We start from the raw sequence: 17,609 nt of genomic DNA, 5'->3' as shown, positions 1-17,609 counted from the left end.
TTACGGCTTTTTATAACCTTTTGGATTTTTTAAAAACCATTGGTATGCTGATTCAATCATATCTTTCAGGTCAAACTGTGCCTTCCAGTTAAACTCTTTTTTCAACAAATCTGCACTGGCTATGAGAGCAGGAGGATCTCCATCACGCCTTTTCGCATATTCCACAGTGGCTTTTCTGCCGATTATCGTTTCGCACATTTTTATTATTTCATTCACACTTATTCCTTTTTCATTTCCTACGTTATAAACTCTGTTGGCAGCCTTACTATCCAGCAGTGCTTCAAGTGCAAGAATGTGGGCATTACTTAAGTCTGTAACATGGATATAATCTCTTATGCATGTACCGTCTCTTGTTTCATAATCATTGCCATACACAAAAATTTTTTTCGTCTCGCCGAGTAAATGTTTTATGATATTGGGAATTAAATGGGTCTCAGGTGTGTGGTCCTCTCCCAATTCTCCTGAGTCAATGGCGCCTGCTACATTAAAATACCGCAGAGCAATATATTTTAGAGAATATGCTGTTGAAAAGTCTCTTAATAGCTGCTCCCCAATTAATTTGGTCCAACCATAAGGATTAATGGGAATTGCAGGAGTATTTTCATTTATAATCTTGCAAGGCGGTTTCCCGTAAACTGCACATGATGAGGAGAAAACAATTTTCTTAACATTATATTGCACCATCATCTTCAATAGGGTTATCATTCCATTGACGTTGTTGCTATAATATACTGCAGGTTTTTCAACTGACTCTCCTACGTATGCATTTGCTGCAAAATGCATAACTGCACGAATAGGGTAATTTGAAAAGATTTCTCCTAAGTCTTTAGGGTTTCTTACATCCCCTTTTACAAATATTGCTTTAGGATCAAGTGCTTCCTGATTGCCTGTTGACAAATTATCAATAACAACAACCTGATAATTTTTCATAATTAAAGCTTTGACTACGTGACTCCCAATATATCCTGCTCCTCCTGTCACAAGAATCATGGCACTCCTCCTATTCTGTATTAATTTCTTTTTCGAACAAGTGCAGAGCCCTGGCTACGATTTGGTCCATATTATAATACTTGTATTCTGCCAATCTTCCGGCAAATATCACTTTGTCTTTAATGGTTTGCGCTTCAGTTTCATATAATATATATTGCTCCCTGTATTCTTTTTTGGGAACGGGATAATACGGGTCATTAATACCTTTTTTGTAGACTTCCGGATATTCTCTTGCAATCGTTGTTCCCAGGATGTTCTTTTGGTGTGTTAATTTTTTAAATTCCGTAATACGCGTAAATTCATACTCATTTGGATAATTGATCTGGCCTGCTTCTTGAAATTCCTCCTTATTGTGAAATTCAAATTCGAACCGTAAGCTTCTGTATGGCAATTGGCCATATTTATATTCAAAATACATATCGATAGGGCCTGTAAAAATTAATTTGTTAAACTGAACATCTGCTATGATTTCTTTGTAGTCAGTCTTCAACAATAATTTGATGTTTGGGCTTTTCAACATTCTTCTAAACATTTCAGTATATCCATGCTTTGGCATCGCTTGATATTTATCTTGAAAGTACCGATTGTCTCTGGAGATGAGAATAGGTACCCGTCCTGTTACAGACGCATCCAGCTCTTCGGGTCTTAACCCCCATTGTTTTACCGTATAACCATGAAATACCTTTTCGTAAATATAATCTGCGAGATTTTGCAGCTGTTTATTTTTGTTATTTTGAAGCTGTAGAATCGTTATCTTTTCCCCAAACTTATATTGTTCCAACAGGGCGTTTTCTATTGCTTTGGCTTTGGTTGAAGGAAATAGTATATTTAGTGAGTTGAGGTTAAATGGGATTGGGACCATTTCTCCATCAAGCATACCAAGTACTCTGTGATAATAAGGAATCCATTCCGTATAGGCTGAAAGATAATCCCACACTTTCTTCGAATTCGTGTGAAAAATATGTGGACCAAATTTATGAACGAGAACTCCATTTTCATCAAAATAATCATAGGCATTACCTGCAATATGATTCCTTTGTTCGACAATTAGAACCCTTTTCCCCAATCTACTGGAAATTCTTTCAGCCATAACACAACCTGAGAAACCCGCTCCAACAATTAAATAATCGAATTTCATCTTTTCCTCCCCAGAATTGGGATTATATGATTTATGTATGCAATAAAGGAGATTGCTATGTATTTTCCAAGGAAATAAAAGAAAAAATCCTGTTTTTTATACAGGATTTTGCTTTGGAATAAGCTGTTCCAGCTGTTTCCAGCCACAATATGTTCTAAAAACAGGGGTATACAAGTCACCCCAATTTTTTAAAGTATTATAGATGTGCCATTCAAAAACTTTATTATATAGATCTATTTTTTTGGTAGCATTATTTGCATGCTGCCTGTAATTATAAAGCATCTCATTTATCCAGTGAATTTCAAAATGTTCAATAAGCAATGCATCCATTCGTTTATCTTCAAGATGACGTCCTTCCCATGGATCATCGGTTGGCCATCCACCCACTTGTTTTAGAGCGGACGTTCTGTAAAAACGGGGAAAGGGTACATCGTTAGATAATAAGAATTCATACCTATCACTATAGGAACGTCCCCCGATGCGCGGTACTTCCAATAGTTTATTCCCTTCCCGATCCTCATAAATATCTGTTTTATTGCCCCAAATAAGTGCAACGTGATCTGAAACCTTTTCTGCTTCATTTCTTAGTTTTTCAATTGTGTCAAAAAAAAGCCAATCATCTGAATCAAGCTTCATTATGAAAGGCGTATCAATAACGGCAAGGCCCTCATTTTGTGCTTTTGACTGACCTGCATTTTTGTTCAAACGAATTAAAGTAACCCTCGGATCATTTAAATAGTCTTCGACAAAAGCAAGACTTTGATCTGTTGAGGCATCGTCTACCAAAACTATTTTCCATTTATCATAAGTTTGCCGGAACACACTTTCCAATGCATCCTTTAAAAATATTCCAGGATTATAGGAAGGTATCAAAACGGTAACATCATAATTTTCCATAAACCTCTCCATGTTCTTCATTATTCTTTTCTAATTTTCATAAAGTTGAAAGCTGGTTATTGGGGTGTACTTTATTAAAAGATACTGGGTTTACATCTTTATAAAAAGACAATAAAACCGGGTGGTTAAATAAATATTCCCTTTTTACGAACAAAAAAATATTTTGAGCATACCACCATCCAACTGTATCACTGCTCCACACCTTATCTCGTATACAGTCAATGACCAGGAAATCATGTTTTTTAAATTTTTCAATCCAATAATCTGGCCACTGTTCGTTAACATGGTGATCACCGCCCTGATCAGGTATAGCTGCTGAAAATAATACAACTGAGCCATGATTCACAAGGGATTGCACAAAGGTTTCAGCACAATGCTCAGGGAGATGTTCCGCTACTTCAAGCGATACAACCAAATCAAATGTTCTTCCCAAATCAAGAAGATTCTCCAAGTTATACGGGAAGAACTTTCTTCTTGGTATATCCAGCTGCCTCCTGTCCACATAGTCCCCATCAACGCCAAGAATATCTCTTATTCTATATTTCTTCTTAAAAACCGTTAACCACGTTCCCGTCCCACATCCAACATCTAAAACTGATTTTGGCTGGATTAATTCATTTACGATGGGAACAACCCCGTTTGCGGATGATAATGAATCTTCTCTTTTACTTTTAAAGAACTCTTTTGAATACATTTATTTGCTCTCACCTTCCTCTTTTTCTTTTAAATTATTCCAAAAGCTACAAATTGGTTGGGCATATAATAGATTTTTATATCCATATGACATCACCTATTTATGTAACGTTTTTCAGTATAAATGCATAATTTAACATATATTTTGATGATAGATACAATACTATTTAATCAGTCTGGTGGTGTTTTTTTATTGAAAGGATTAATATTAGTAGCCGGAAAAGGTACTAGACTTCGGCCCTTTTCACTAGCAAGGGCAAAAACTTTAATACCAGTTGCTAATAAGCCCTTACTAGAATATTGTATTGAAAGCCTGAAAAAAATAGGCATAAACGAAATTGGCATTGTATTAAACCCTTTACAAAAAGATATTTGTGAGTATATAGATAATCGACGAGCCGACAATACTTCAATTACACTTATTTATCAGCCGAAAGCAAAAGGTATTGGAGATGCGGTAAGGCAAGCATCGGATTTTTTGAAGACCGAACCATTTATTCTTTTATTAGGAGATAACCTAATCAATGAATCGCTTTTATCCCTTAAAGAAGCTATCCTGTCTAGTTCAGTCAACGGTGCTGTTATGATTACGAAGGTCTCTAATCCTAGTGAATTTGGAATCGCCCATGTAGAAAACAACCAGATCATTAAAGTGGAAGAAAAACCAAAAAATTCAGCATCCAATCTTGCCATAATTGGAGCTTATGCGTTTGACTCCAACGTGCTCACTGCCATTAACCATATACAGCCCTCCTCAAGGGGAGAATACGAAATTACTGACGCCATTCAATGGTTAATCAATCATCAATATAATATCTCTTACCAAGTTACAAATAAGGAATATTCAGATGTAGGCACAATAGAACGATGGTTAGAAGCCAACCGATGGGTTTTAGATTCCCTGAATCGATCAGAGGAGACTACAGACCCTTCAACCATCATCAAAAACTGCAAGTTGATTCCGCCCGTTCATATTGATAAAAACTGTGTGCTAACAAATTCGACAATAGGTCCGTATGTATCAGTTTCACAGGGTGCCGTTATAGATAACTGTAGGATTCAAGACAGTATAATTCTGGAAAATGTTTATGTAAGTGATGTCTCTTCTTTAATAACTCATAGTATTTTCGGAAAAGGGACAAAAATCGATAAACTGCACATAGAAAACACTTCCATTGAATGCATTTTTTTTGATGACACTAAAATAATTTCCAAGTAAGGTGATGTGAAATATGATTTTTTGTACATCCGTCTGTTTAAATCATTTGGCAAAGGCAAAGGTATTGGCCAATTCACTAAAAGAGCATATGCCGGAAAGTAAATTGGTTATTTGTTTACTAGAAAAAAGCATGCCTGCCCATTTATTGGATGACCAAGATTTTCATGAAGTGGTATTGGCTAAGGACATGGGCTTTACAAACTTTGAAACCACTATATTTAAATATAATCAATACGAAGCGGCATGTGCTTGTAAAGGACAACTTATGAAATATGTCTACAGCAAGTATAAAGATGTGGAATTTTTCAGTTATATTGATTCAGATACTCAAGTGTTTTCCCGTTTTGATGAAGTATTTGCTGCCTTTAAAACGCATTCCATTGTATTGACTCCCCATTATAATGAACCGCCAAAAAACACATACACCATTTGGGGGGAAAATGCAGAAATTTTAATTCTGAGAGTCGGGATCATTAACGGCGGGTACATTGGAGTTAAACGTTCAATGGAAGCAGAAGCAATGCTGGATTGGTGGACAGCAAGACTTGAACGCTATGCTTTTAATGATGCGGAACAAGGACTGTTTACCGACCAGAGATGGCTAACAGCAGCCTTAATGTTGTTTGATAAGATTTATGTGCTGAAACATGACGGTTATAATGTGGCGTTCTGGAATATAAACCAGCGCAACATCAGCATGAAAGATGGCGTATATTATGCTAACGGTGAACCTTTTCGATTTTTTCATTTTTCAACATTACATTTTCTCCGGGATAACCTTCCAGACAATCCGTCTATATATAAAGTTGTACATCAATACATTGCTCTAATGGAGGAAAATGAAAACCTCTATCCTACCCATTTTGAATGGAGCTATAATTTTTTTGATCATGGTGAACGGATAGAAGATAAATCACGATCAGTATTTAAATATAATTCTGAATTAGAGGCACATACTACAAACCCCTATTCACTAACCAATAAAGCCATTAAACGGTTAAAAATACGAAAAACGCAGGTGAGAAAACATTGATTTTCTGTACTTCTGTTTGCCTGAACCACCTTGCTATGGCCAAGACATTAGCACAATCCATTAAAAAGTATAATCCAGAATCAAAGATGGTCGTCTGTTTGATCGAAAAAAATCTTCCTGTTTCTATAAGGAAATTAGACCTGTTTGATGAAATCGTTTTAGCGAAAGATATGGGACATCTTAATTTTGAACATACCATATTTAAATATAGTCAATATGAAACAGCAGGGTTCTGTAAAGGACAGCTGTTCCAATATATTTTTCAAAAGTATCCAAAAGAAGAACATGTCGTTTACCTGGATAGTGATACCCTGGTTTTTGGACCTTTCATAGAGGTTGAGGATACCCTTCGCTTACATTCTATTGTTTTAACTCCACATATTTTAAATCCAGTAAAAAATCCAGCCCATTTATTTGGGGAATTCGCACTCTTGAACTCCGGAAATTTCAATACTGGTTTTATCGCGCTCAAGCGATCTACAGAATGTCAGTTTTTTTTGGATTGGTGGTGTGATCGGCTCAATCAATACTGTTATACCGATCCTCCAAGAGGGTTATTCAATGAACAAAAGTGGATGGATCTTGCCCCTGTTTTTTTTGATAAAGTCATGAATTTAAAACACCCGGGATACAATGTTGCGTATTGGAATCTATTTGAAAGAAATATTACAAAAACAAGCGATAACTATAAGGTAAATGACCAACCTTTACGATTTTTTCATTTTTCCGGACTGCCTTATATATCTGACACCTTGTATTTAATAAACAATGACACATCAATTCACGGTATTAACATACTCAATGAATATCAGAGATTGTTAGAAAATCATGGCCATCGGGATTTATCAAACATTCCATGGAGTTATGATTACTTTGATAACGGCAGATTAGTAAGCGATAAAATACGTAATATTTTTAAAAATAATGATTTAGCACGTTCTGAGATTACTAACCCCTTTAGTGAAAACCGGCATGTCTTTAAAAAATATAAAGACTAATTACAGATTTCAAGTCCGGGACAGTGTTTAATTTTAGCTATAGCCGTTTCCTTTTATTGGTTACATTCATATTTTAGAATAGCTGAAATTTAACGGGGGTGTTTCATTGAATGTTTTAATCATTGGGGCAGGTTATGTAGGAACAACTACTGGTTTACTATTTGCTGAATTGGGACATTCGGTAACAGTGATAGATGTTGATCAAAAGAAAATTAATGATTTACAGAAAGGAAAACTTTTTTTTTACGAACCCGGTTTAGAAACGCTATTAACAAAGCACTTAGTTTCTGGAAAAATCACATTTGAAAATGATCATCAAAGAGCTATAAAAGATAATAACCTTATTTTCATCTGTGTCGGTACTCCGCAAAATCAAGATGGAAGTGCCAATTTGCACTTTTTACGGGAAGCTTCTGAATTTATCGCTTCAAACCTGAATGAATACAAAATAATCGTCATCAAAAGCACTGTGCCCGCGGGAACGTCTAAACAAGTTAAGCTGTGGATCGAAAATACCAAGAAAGATCCTGTCTCTTTTGATGTATTATCAAATCCAGAGTTTTTAAGAGAAGGCAATGCTTTACACGATGCCCTTTATCCAGACCGAATAATACTTGGAAGTGAAAATGACAAAGCAACCGCACTCCTTCAAGAACTCTATAAGGGAATAAAATCACCATTTATTGTTACTACACCAAGTGCTGCAGAATTAATTAAATATACTGCTAATTCATTTTTAGCAACTAAAATTTCATTCATTAACGAAATAGCCATCCTTTGTGACAAATTGCATATTAATGTCCAAGATGTGGCTAAAGGGGTTGGATTGGATTTAAGAATCGGCCAATTATTTTTAGAAGCTGGTATTGGCTATGGGGGATCTTGTTTTCCAAAAGATGTGCTGGCTTTGATCGATACTGCAAAGAAAAATAATATAGATCTTTCAATTCTCGAGAAAGTTCATGCTATTAATGAGAACCAGCCGGGCTACCTCTTTAAAAAAGTAAAAACAAGATTAATCAGCTTGGCAGCAAAAAAAATTGCTGTATTGGGTCTTTCCTTTAAGGCTCAAACAGATGATATAAGACAATCGCCATCCTTGAAGATCATACAAAACTTAATAAATGAAGGAGCAATTGTTGAAGTACACGATCCCGTTGCTAAACTCCCTGGCAATCTAACGGATACTGTATGTCAAAAAGATTCTGCAGAAGAAGCAATCACAAATGCAGATGCAATATTAATCTGTACTGACTGGCCGCAATATAAAAATATAAATTGGGCAGGTATAAAAAATAAAATGAATTCCCCTATTATTTTTGACGGGAGAAATATGCTCAATACAGCAGAGATGAGATCTATTGGCTATATTTATGAAGGAATAGGTTACAATTAATCACTTGAGAGGTGATAGGTGCATTGAAAAAAATAATTATTACCGGAGTGGCCGGTTTCTTGGGATATCAGCTGGCAGAAACTCTTTTATCCGAAGGCTGCTGCATTATAGGAATTGATAATCTTTCTACCGGCAGGGTGCAAAATATTGTTAAGTTAAATGCTCATCCAAACTTCACCTTTATAAAACTTGATGTTTGCTCTGATAACCTCTTTCCATTAAAGGAAATAACAGACATAGACCAAATTTATCACCTCGCTTCTCCTGCATCCCCCAAATACTATCAAAAATATCCTTTTGAGACCATTGAAATCAACACTATTGGAACGAAAAACATGTTAGAACTCACTAAAACTCATAATGCCAAAATGGTATATTTAAGTACAAGTGAAGTTTATGGCGACCCAGAAATCCATCCTCAGACGGAAGATTACAGGGGCAATGTTAATACCTGGGGACCGAGAGCCTGCTATGATGAAGGCAAACGGCTTGGGGAAGTGTTTTGTTATTTATACCACAGCCTCTTCGGGGTGAAAATCAAGGTTGCCCGGATATTTAACACGTATTCCGCTGGTTTGCGAAATGACGATGGACGTGTAATTTCTAATTTTGTAAATCAGGCCATAAAGGGAGAGGAAATTACTGTTTATGGAGATGGCTCACAGTCAAGGTCATTTTGCTATGTAGACGACACCATCCGTGCAATTATGTTAATGATGAAGAATGATGCCGCAAACGGAGAAATTATAAATATAGGTAATCCAAATGAGATTACCGTTTTAAATCTAGCTAAATTAATAAAAGAACTCACAAATTCCTCTAGTGATATTGTATTTCTCCCTCTGCCAAAAGATGACCCTAAACAAAGACGGCCAAACATTGACAAAGCAAAAAAAATTCTTGATTGGGAACCTAAGGTAAGCCTGGAAGAAGGATTAGGAAGAACAATAAATGTTTATAAATCCTCTTTTAGTAACTAAATGAATCAAGACGTGGAAGAGCTGACAACTCCGGAAATCAACCAAATAAAAAAGAAGGCTGCCTCATTCAGATCGTTTTGAAACGAACTTCTTGAGACAGTCTTTTTATACGGATTGGAAAATGGGGTCTATGCTATGTTTTTACTGGAATAAGTGAACTCAATTCAACCCAGCCGTTTTTATTTATTGAGAATTGTGGCTCAAACTCATTTCCCCATTTATTTAATGCATAATGAATATTCCATTTAATCATCTCATTTAAAATAGCCTTCTTATTAACCGTTACGTTGTTGATATGTTTTCTATAATTATAGAGCATTTTATCGATCCATCGAATTTTATAATCTTTAATCAAAAGGACATCCATGCGACGGTCTTCCAGATAACGCCCCTCGTATGGGTCATCTGTTGGCCAGCCTCCTACGTTTTTAAGCGCGGATGTTCGGTAAAAACGGGGATATGGAACAAAATTTTCCAACAAAAATTCATAAGGATCTTCATATGAACGACCCTTTATATCCAGCATCTTATATACCACTTCACCCTGATCATTTTCTAATACAATTGTTTTTTTGCCGCAGATCAATGCTACCTCATCGGGCAACCTTTCCGCCTCATTCATCAGAATTTCAAGTGTGTCTGGAAAAAACCAGTCATCACTATCCAGCATTATTGTAAAAAGAGTATCTATTTGCTCTAAACCAGCGTTTTGGGTTTTGGACTGTCCTAAATTTTGCTTGTTTTTTATAAGGACTATACGGGGATCGGATAGATAGTCCTGTATCGTTGATAAACTATCATCAGTCGAAGCATCGTCTACGATGACCATTTTCCAGCCTTGATGCGTCTGGTTAATTACACTCTCTATTGCATTTCTTAAATACTTGCCAGGGTTATACGAGGGGATTAGAACCGTTACTTTTTCGTCCATTTTCACCAACCCTTCCTATTCAATCCGGTTTAACTTTTTAACTACTCTCCAACCGCCTCTAATTTCCTTAAATACTGGTTCATATTCATTTCCCCACCGGTGAAGAGCATCGCGTACGATCCACTCTACAGCCTCTCTGTAAACGTCTTTTTGATGTGTGGAATTCCTTGCATGTATTCGATAGTATAAAATGGTTTGTGGTATATAGTAAAAACGGTATTCTTCTATTAATCGTAAAAACATACGAAGATCTTCTGCATGCCTGCCGTTAAACGGGTCATTAACTGCCCATCCGCCCATCTTTTTTATCAATGATGTTCGGTAAAACTTTGGCCAAGGAATATAGTTTGAAAGCAACAGTTCATATTTTTCCTGCAGAATATTGTCCCATTCATTAGAAACATATCTGTACCTTTTTCTTTTTCTGATTTCTGTCACTTCAATAACATTGCCAACAATCAATGCTACTTCTTCAGGTAAATTTCTTGCTGTATCCATTAATAAATCCAGTGTGTTTTCTGGAAGCCAATCATCAGCGTCTAATTGCATAAAGAATTCTGTATTTATTCTTTCAAGCCCAATGTTTTGTGACATAGATTGGCCGACGTTTTTTTTATTCTTGATAAGTGTAATTCTTTGATCTTCCAACAGATCAGCAGCATGGGACAAGCTATCATCAGTTGATGCATCATCCACTAAAATAATTTTCCAATAGGGATATGTTTGATTAAACACACTCTCTAAAGCTTCTCTTAAATATATTCCTGAATTAAATGAAGGTATTAAAATGGTCACTTCTTTATCCAACTACTTAAACACCTCTTAAAATTTATAATATCCTGTAAAAAAAATATTCCTTATTAATTTATATGCACTTAATTCCAATCCTGATTGTACTGATGTTTGTATCAAATAAAAAAAAGAGCAATTCATCATTTGCTCTTTTAAACATTATTTTTTAACTATTGCAGTTAGAATCACCTGGTAATGTTCATCCTTAATGCCTAAAATGGCTTCAGGGATTTCATGAACGGCCAAACAGTCAAGAAATGCTTTCGCTACAGCAACATTGCCAAATACATCTATCTCTATCTTTTCTTCATCAACGAGCTCATTCAACAGCATCCGCAATGAAGTATCCGTAAATCTCCAATAGTCTCCATGAAAATCTGTTCGGCAGCTTGGGCTTAAACCAGTCGTAGTTATCAGCAATGTCCCTCCTGGTTTTAACGCTTTTATTGTATTGTTTAATGCCATTTTAATATCGTATATGACATGAATGACCTGGGTCAGTATAATACAGTCAAAAACCTCATGAGGAATATTTTCTCCTGTTGCCAAGTCACCTACAATGGTCGCTTCAGGTGAAGGAATGAGGTTCAGCACATCGCTTTTCAAAACGTTAGTTCCATAGGTCCTCGTATAATAATTATCTCCTACTTCCAGAACATGTCCTTTTATCTCTGCGCGGTTATTCTCTAAAAATTTCTCAATATAAAATCTATCAATAGGTTTTCCCCGATCGAATCCAAAATTTCTGCTTTTGGGTCTTATTGAAAAGTTATTCAGCAAAAATTCCTCCTTAATAACTCTTTTATTCCTGGCAGAATGCTAAAAAAGCTTTGCACGTAAAATATAATATTTCTCAGCATATTGGGACCCGTTCTCCATCCCTCTTTTTTCTGCCCATTTCTTTATACTTTCTGGTGAAATAAGATGTTGAGACTCACGGATTTGGGAAACATGCATTTTCATTGCTTCTACTTTCATATCTATTTTTTCACCAAGATCCAAGAAAAGCTCACCGGCATTGTTAATTCGAGGATATTGCCAGACGATTAAAGGGTACTCATACATAGCAATCAACTTATAATTTAGATGAGGCTGTGGCCTTAAGCTGGCCATGCAGGCATGAAAAAGCGCCTTATGATCCTGATGAAAACTCGGATATGGTATGAACACCATTGAGGGTTTAAAACTCATCAAGATATCATCAATTTTTGAGACTAATTGTTTTTGCGGAATGGTGTCCAATATCCCTTCTTTATCTTCAAACAAGACTTCATAATCTTCACAACCCAAAAACGATAAGGCATCGGACAGTTCCTTTTTTCTAATATCGGCTGTCACTTTCATTCCGGAATGGATGAATGTTGTTTCTCCTAATGCTGCAATGACAACTTTCACATGATTTCCTAACCTGCATGCTCTCTCAATCAATCCTCCACAACCCAATACTTCATCATCGGAGTGTGGTGCTATGATTAATATCCGTTCATTCCCAGTGTTAAGCATCGTACACCCCCGAAACTTAAATACATTGTATTAGTTTAATCTATTCAGCAATTAAGGGGATGTATAGGCAAAAAACCACGGAGTTATACATTACTATGATTGCATTATAGTAAGAAGATATCTTACACCATGATCCTGAACAAATTATCGTTAAAAATCAATCCTTGTTGTTTTAACTGCTCATAAATTCCTAATAATTTATAACTGTTAAGAAAAATTACAGCATCCACCTTACCGGTGCAATAAAGTTTATAAATTTTAGAACTTAAACTTCTATTGTTTTTATAGTAAAAATCATAGACTGAGAGAGAATTTTCTGTACACGCAATGTTTTTAAATTCTTTACATGTCTTTCGGTCGCCGATAATAACAAAATTGGGGTTATGGTTTAAACCATCCACTAATTTTTTTTGAATATTTTTACTGGAAATCAGCCAAACTTCATTAACTGTGTCCTGCCTTTTTAATCGACTAAGTGAATCCGGGTGTATTCGGTATTCATATAATACTTTAGGCAGTTTATGAATCGGCAATATTTCAAGCATACGCATCCAAAGATCATAATCATAGGCGATTCTATATGCCGGATTATAACCGCCCAATTTATCAAAAACAGATTTAGAAAACATAACTGAACCATGACACATAAAACAGGAAAAAAAACGGTGTTCTTTTAAATGTTCACTGGAGGCATTATATCCTTCCTCTTCCATTAATAATAATTCATTTGAGATTAATTTTTTTCCATGTATACAATGAATAAACGAGCCGACTGCTGCTATCCCGGCATGGTTTGTAACATACTTTACCTGTTCTTCAATGCGATTTGGAAGACTTAGATCATCGGCATCCTGAATCGCAATCCAACTTCCGCTAGCTTGCTTAATTCCGATATTTAAGCAATGAGCAGCTCCCTGATTTTTATCTAAATGGATAACCTTTACCTTTTGATCTTTTATTGACTCAAGAATTTCATATGACCGATCAATAGATGCATCATTAACAATAATTAGCTCTATTTTATCATATGTCTGATTTAAGATACTTTTAATAGCCTCTTCAACATAGTCTTCAGCATTGTAAACAGCCATTACAACTGAAACTAACATTCATACTCTCCTATAACTGAGTCATTTTTTATCAATGAAGCATATAAATTGTTCTTCTGCCAATTCCAGGCATCAGCACACATTTCATCAATCCCCTTTTGGGCTTCCCATCCTAGCATCCTCTTGGCTTTTGCCGGGTCTGCATAACTGACTGAAACATCTCCAGGCCGGCGGTCCACCACTTTGTAAGGTATCTTTTGTCCAGTTGCTTTTTCAAACGCTGCAATCATTTCCATCACACTATACCCTTTTCCAGTCCCAAGGTTAAAAGCCTCTACACCATTGCCGGCCAACACTTTATCTAACGCCTTTAAGTGTCCCTTTGCCAGATCAGTGATATGGATATAATCCCTGACTCCTGTACCATCTTTTGTTTGATAATCATTGCCAAAGACATTAACTTCCTTCAATCTCCCGACAGCGACCTGTGTGATATAGGGTGCTAAGTTACTAGGAATTCCGTTCAGATCCTCCCCAATTCGTCCACTTTCATGCGCTCCAACCGGATTGAAATATCGCAGGAGAGCAATGCTCCATTCGCTATCTGAAACATAGAGATCTCGAAGTATTTCTTCGATCATCAGCTTCGTCCGGCCATAAGGGTTATCCGGACCAAGCTGTGCATCTTCTGCTATTGGCATTTGCTTGGTTGTACCATATACTGCGGCAGAAGAACTAATCACCACATTTTTCACACCAAATTGCTGCATTGCCTCACAAAGCAAAATCGTACCCATGACATTATTTCGATAATAATCAAGAGGCTTTTTCACTGACTCTCCAACTGCCTTTAATCCGGCAAAGTGGACGACAGCTTCAATCTTATTCTCGGTAAAAACTCTTTCCAGTTCCTTTTTCTTTACAAGATCAACATTCTCAAATTTAAAACTTCTGCCTGAAATCTCCATTACTCGGTTGACTGATTCTCTTTTACTATTGGACAATTTATCTAACACAACAATGTCATAGCCTTTATTTAAAAGCTCCACACACGTATGGGTGCCAATATAACCTGCACCTCCCGTAACTAAAATGGCCATGCTGCTGCCTCCCATTCAAAACTATTGTTACTTTCTTATCCTTACAGCAAGTGTTATTTATAATATCCTGCCCAAATTTTATACAGGTTTTTATTCAGCTCTAATCCTTTTTCCTGCAGTTTATAAAACAGGCTTATCAGGCTAATATCTTCCAAAAAAATAATCCCATCGATGTTCCTCTCATAATAAAGCTGCAGCATATCATCATTGTCAAAATCCTTATAAAAATATCCTGATACGTCTATTCTGTTCATTAAACTGACTTGTTTAAAATCTTCGCAGGCCTCTTCTTTGCCAAATACGATAAAACTCGGCGCTCTTTTAAAACGCTCCTGTAATTGTTTTTTTAAATGTTTAGAAGCTACTAGCCAATCTTCATTTATCGTTTGCTGGTTTTTCCGGCTGATCGACCCAGAATGAACTCGATACTGGTACAACACAATAGGTATTTTATGAATGGGGGTTAACTCAAGCATCCTTAACCATAAATCATAGTCATAACATATTTTATATTGAGGGTCATAGCCCCCTATTTGATTAAAAATTGATTTAGAAAATAAAACTGATCCGTGGCAAAAAGGGTTTAAATAAAAACGATAAGCGTTAATATGCTCTTTGGAAGAAAGGTGATTTCTAGTGGCTTCTATTTGCAGATTTCTCATAGGAACTTCAGCATGGCCTGAAATACATTCTATAAGCGAACCTACAGCGGTTGCATCCGGATGTTCACAGATATAACGTATCTGTTCCTCTAACTTGTTCGGTAAGCTGATGTCATCAGCATCCTGAATCGCTATCCAATCCCCTTTGGCTTCCTTGATGCCAATATTTAATGCATTTGCAGCTCCACCGTTTTTTTCCAGATGAATACTCTTTATTCGATCATCATTCAATGAACTCAGAATATCTTTCGTACGGTCTGTGGATCCATCGTTTACAACGATTAATTCGAAATGTTTATAGGTTTGATTAAGGACACTATCAACAGATTCCATTAAAAAAGCTTCACCATTATAAACAGGCATTACAACAGATACTAGCATAAAACACTACTCATTCTCTTCAACGAAACCATCCCTCTTTCCAGATGCATTACCCTACAATCACTTTATGCTATCCGCTTGTCTTAGGTTATTTACGCGGTCATTTTCAGCCATTTCCCTGCCACGAAGCCCTTTTTATACGGCTCATTTCTAAAAGATTGTTGCTTTGGGAACCTTTTTGTAAATAGGCTTCATTGACAAGTTGATTGGAGTGCAAGGTGCGAGACTCCTCGAAAATGAATTTCACATTTTCTTCGTGCGATATAACGCTGCCCAAGCCTTCCTTGTCCTGCGGGACTAGCGGGACAGGTGAGACCCACAGGCGCTTGCGCCGAGAAAGTTGGCGCTGGCGCCGGTAAGGCTCACCGCCCGCCCCGCGAAAGTAGGCGTTTACACCGGTAAAAGCGAGCATCCTGAAACAGAAATCAACCACTTTCAAAAGCAGCTTTGGTTACGAAAACAGCCTTTTATAAAGAAGTCCCTATACAATTCTTCTTACAGTTCTTACAGTTTCATTATTTAGAAGGAAAGGGAGCCAAGAATAGACATCGTTTTTATTAATTACATTGAATTTCTTATTGGCCACGATCGGTTTGCTCATCGCACCGTTTTCAGCATTAATCATAAAAAAATACCAGCCAATATACTGGGTATACTGGCTGGCGGATTAAATATTATTATACAAGGATTAGTTTCCTAAAATGCTGTACCCACTGTCCACATGAATCGTTTCCCCTGTAATGCCTCTTGAAAGATCACTCATCAGGAATAGAGCTGTATCGCCAACTTCTTCTGGAGTCGTTGTACGGCGGAGAGGGGCTTTTTCTTCAATTTGCTTTAAGATGCTGTTGAAGTCGCCGATTCCTTTCGCAGCGAGCGTACGGATTGGACCGGCCGAAATCGCGTTTACACGAATGTTTTCTTTTCCAAGGTCACTCGCGAGGTATTTCACGCTGGCATCCAGTGAAGCCTTGGCAACACCCATTACGTTGTAGTTCTGAAGGACACGCTCTCCTCCAAGGTAAGTTAATGTTACGATGCTTCCGCCTTCTGTCATTAGGCCGCGTGCTTCTTTAGCAACCGCAGTAAGCGAATAAGAAGAGATGTTATGAGCGAGTAAGAACCCGTCTCTCGTCGTATTCAGGTATTCACCTTTTAGTTCATCTGTATTCGCAAAAGCGATGCAGTGGGCAAGCCCATGAATTACCCCGACTTCAGCTTTAATCTGCTCAAAAGTAGATTTAATTTCATCATCGTTCGTAATGTCACAAGGGAGAACCAGCGAATCCTTGCGCTCAAGCGTTTCAGCAAGATCCCTTACGTTTTTCTCGAGGCGCTCGCCAGCGTATGTAAAAATAAGCCTTGCTCCTGCTTTAGACAGCGACTGAGCAATCCCCCATGCAATACTTCGTTTGTTGGCAACTCCCATAATGACATATGTACGGTTTTCAAGTGATAGATTCATTTTGTAGTTCCTCCTTATTAAATATGGCAGGATAAATTTCATTCGGACCATATTAGCAATTGTTATTAGTACCTAGTCCTAATATTAGTATAACAGATTTTAAAAGAAAGGAAATACTAGAACCCTCTTATCTTTTTTATCCTTTGCTCGTTTCAATATTTCGGGCTTCATAACCGCAGCCGGGACAGTTAAAGATTACATTTTGATTGGACTGGGCCGTCAGTACGGCATCAATCTCTGCTTCTTTGTGGCATTGAGGACATCTAACGATTGGCAAACTCATTTTCATCACTCCTTTTTATCGTTAGTATGGACGTAATTTCATACAAAAAGACGCCGAAAGCAGGCTGCTGAAAAAAAACAGCATGCTTTCGTGCGTCTT

19 protein-coding genes are annotated in these 17,609 nt (G+C 36.9%); 5 read left to right on the top strand and 14 right to left on the bottom strand.

Features of this window, described 5'->3' with window-relative positions; all coding sequences use genetic code 11:
• The 4 genes from galE (AR335_RS01425) to AR335_RS01410 form a co-directional block, all read right to left on the bottom strand.
• Complete coding sequence (gene galE, locus AR335_RS01425) at positions 1-990, bottom strand: UDP-glucose 4-epimerase GalE (protein ID WP_062231457.1); 990 nt, start codon at positions 988-990, stop codon at positions 1-3.
• Between the two features lie 10 nt (positions 991-1,000).
• Entirely contained in the window at positions 1,001-2,128 is a 1,128-nt protein-coding gene (gene glf / locus AR335_RS01420; RefSeq protein WP_062231455.1) for a UDP-galactopyranose mutase, read from the bottom strand.
• A 96-nt stretch (positions 2,129-2,224) separates the two neighbouring features.
• The gene (locus AR335_RS01415; protein ID WP_062231453.1) at positions 2,225-3,025 is read right to left on the bottom strand and encodes a glycosyltransferase family 2 protein; all 801 of its coding nucleotides are present in this window, start codon (positions 3,023-3,025) and stop codon (positions 2,225-2,227) included.
• Positions 3,026-3,062: 37 nt separating this feature from the next.
• A complete protein-coding gene (locus tag AR335_RS01410; protein ID WP_062231451.1) occupies positions 3,063-3,719 on the bottom strand; it encodes a class I SAM-dependent methyltransferase in 657 nt (218 codons plus the stop codon).
• Positions 3,720-3,911: 192 nt separating this feature from the next.
• Between AR335_RS01410 and AR335_RS01405 the strand changes: the two genes are divergently transcribed.
• From AR335_RS01405 to AR335_RS01385, 5 genes are all read left to right on the top strand, one after another.
• The gene (locus AR335_RS01405) at positions 3,912-4,937 is read left to right on the top strand and encodes a sugar phosphate nucleotidyltransferase (RefSeq protein WP_062231448.1); all 1,026 of its coding nucleotides are present in this window, start codon (positions 3,912-3,914) and stop codon (positions 4,935-4,937) included.
• 64 nt (positions 4,938-5,001) lie between these two features.
• On the top strand, positions 5,002-5,970 hold the full coding sequence (locus AR335_RS01400; protein ID WP_156418821.1) for a hypothetical protein: 969 nt from the start codon (positions 5,002-5,004) through the stop codon (positions 5,968-5,970).
• Positions 5,967-6,968, top strand: a complete 1,002-nt coding sequence (locus AR335_RS01395) for a hypothetical protein (RefSeq protein WP_062231445.1) — start codon at positions 5,967-5,969, stop codon at positions 6,966-6,968. Before AR335_RS01400 ends, AR335_RS01395 begins: the two co-directional genes overlap by 4 nt.
• 106 nt (positions 6,969-7,074) lie before the next feature.
• Positions 7,075-8,364: a UDP-glucose dehydrogenase family protein gene (locus AR335_RS01390; protein ID WP_082683306.1), complete on the top strand. Its 1,290-nt coding sequence runs from the start codon at positions 7,075-7,077 to the stop codon at positions 8,362-8,364.
• Between the two features lie 23 nt (positions 8,365-8,387).
• A complete protein-coding gene (locus tag AR335_RS01385; RefSeq protein WP_062231443.1) occupies positions 8,388-9,344 on the top strand; it encodes a UDP-glucuronic acid decarboxylase family protein in 957 nt (318 codons plus the stop codon).
• 133 nt (positions 9,345-9,477) lie between these two features.
• Here the strand turns inward: AR335_RS01385 and AR335_RS01380 are convergent, their stop codons facing one another.
• The 10 genes from AR335_RS01380 to AR335_RS24620 all read right to left on the bottom strand — a co-directional run bounded on the left by AR335_RS01380 (position 9,478) and on the right by AR335_RS24620 (position 17,510).
• Positions 9,478-10,275, bottom strand: coding sequence for a glycosyltransferase family 2 protein (locus tag AR335_RS01380; protein WP_062231441.1), 798 nt, complete (start codon positions 10,273-10,275; stop codon positions 9,478-9,480).
• 15 nt (positions 10,276-10,290) lie between these two features.
• Positions 10,291-11,082 carry a glycosyltransferase family 2 protein gene (locus AR335_RS01375; protein WP_062231439.1) on the bottom strand — a complete coding sequence of 264 codons (792 nt, stop codon included), beginning with the start codon at positions 11,080-11,082 and terminating at the stop codon, positions 10,291-10,293.
• 144 nt (positions 11,083-11,226) lie between these two features.
• The gene (locus AR335_RS01370; protein ID WP_062231437.1) at positions 11,227-11,847 is read right to left on the bottom strand and encodes a methyltransferase domain-containing protein; all 621 of its coding nucleotides are present in this window, start codon (positions 11,845-11,847) and stop codon (positions 11,227-11,229) included.
• Positions 11,848-11,886: 39 nt separating this feature from the next.
• Entirely contained in the window at positions 11,887-12,570 is a 684-nt protein-coding gene (locus AR335_RS01365) for a PIG-L deacetylase family protein (protein ID WP_062231435.1), read from the bottom strand.
• A gap of 122 nt (positions 12,571-12,692) precedes the next feature.
• On the bottom strand, positions 12,693-13,679 hold the full coding sequence (locus AR335_RS01360; protein WP_062231434.1) for a glycosyltransferase: 987 nt from the start codon (positions 13,677-13,679) through the stop codon (positions 12,693-12,695).
• A complete protein-coding gene (galE, locus tag AR335_RS01355; protein ID WP_062231432.1) occupies positions 13,673-14,719 on the bottom strand; it encodes a UDP-glucose 4-epimerase GalE in 1,047 nt (348 codons plus the stop codon). Before galE (AR335_RS01355) ends, AR335_RS01360 begins: the two co-directional genes overlap by 7 nt.
• A 53-nt stretch (positions 14,720-14,772) precedes the next feature.
• A complete protein-coding gene (locus AR335_RS01350) occupies positions 14,773-15,762 on the bottom strand; it encodes a glycosyltransferase family 2 protein (protein WP_062231429.1) in 990 nt (329 codons plus the stop codon).
• 106 nt (positions 15,763-15,868) lie between these two features.
• Positions 15,869-16,195: a hypothetical protein gene (locus AR335_RS01345; RefSeq protein ID WP_156418819.1), complete on the bottom strand. Its 327-nt coding sequence runs from the start codon at positions 16,193-16,195 to the stop codon at positions 15,869-15,871.
• Between the two features lie 255 nt (positions 16,196-16,450).
• The gene (gene fabI / locus AR335_RS01340) at positions 16,451-17,227 is read right to left on the bottom strand and encodes an enoyl-ACP reductase FabI (RefSeq protein WP_053354738.1); all 777 of its coding nucleotides are present in this window, start codon (positions 17,225-17,227) and stop codon (positions 16,451-16,453) included.
• 136 nt (positions 17,228-17,363) lie between these two features.
• Positions 17,364-17,510, bottom strand: a complete 147-nt coding sequence (locus AR335_RS24620) for a hypothetical protein (RefSeq protein WP_091006588.1) — start codon at positions 17,508-17,510, stop codon at positions 17,364-17,366.
• Between the last annotated feature and the right edge of the window lie 99 nt (positions 17,511-17,609).

This window comes from Fictibacillus sp. FJAT-27399, assembly GCF_001510655.1.
GTDB lineage: Bacteria > Bacillota > Bacilli > Bacillales > Fictibacillaceae > Fictibacillus_C > Fictibacillus_C marinisediminis.
Note: the sequence above shows the minus strand (reverse complement) of the source record. Positions and strands in the feature narration are given on the sequence as shown.

Bases quoted from the DNA above. Each gene is read 5' to 3' on its own strand.
- AR335_RS01415 (WP_062231453.1), bottom strand. From the start codon at position 3,025: ATGGAAAATTATGATGTTACCGTTTTGATACCTTCCTATAATCCTGGA.
- AR335_RS01360 (WP_062231434.1), bottom strand. From the start codon at position 13,679: ATGTTAGTTTCAGTTGTAATGGCTGTTTACAATGCTGAAGACTATGTT.
- AR335_RS01410 (WP_062231451.1), bottom strand. From the start codon at position 3,719: ATGTATTCAAAAGAGTTCTTTAAAAGTAAAAGAGAAGATTCATTATCA.
- AR335_RS01365 (WP_062231435.1), bottom strand. From the start codon at position 12,570: ATGCTTAACACTGGGAATGAACGGATATTAATCATAGCACCACACTCC.
- AR335_RS24620 (WP_091006588.1), bottom strand. From the start codon at position 17,510: ATGAGTTTGCCAATCGTTAGATGTCCTCAATGCCACAAAGAAGCAGAG.
- AR335_RS01380 (WP_062231441.1), bottom strand. From the start codon at position 10,275: ATGGACGAAAAAGTAACGGTTCTAATCCCCTCGTATAACCCTGGCAAG.
- AR335_RS01350 (WP_062231429.1), bottom strand. From the start codon at position 15,762: ATGCTAGTATCTGTTGTAATGCCTGTTTATAATGGTGAAGCTTTTTTA.
- galE (WP_062231457.1), bottom strand. From the start codon at position 990: ATGATTCTTGTGACAGGAGGAGCAGGATATATTGGGAGTCACGTAGTC.
- glf (WP_062231455.1), bottom strand. From the start codon at position 2,128: ATGAAATTCGATTATTTAATTGTTGGAGCGGGTTTCTCAGGTTGTGTT.
- galE (WP_062231432.1), bottom strand. From the start codon at position 14,719: ATGGCCATTTTAGTTACGGGAGGTGCAGGTTATATTGGCACCCATACG.
- fabI (WP_053354738.1), bottom strand. From the start codon at position 17,227: ATGAATCTATCACTTGAAAACCGTACATATGTCATTATGGGAGTTGCC.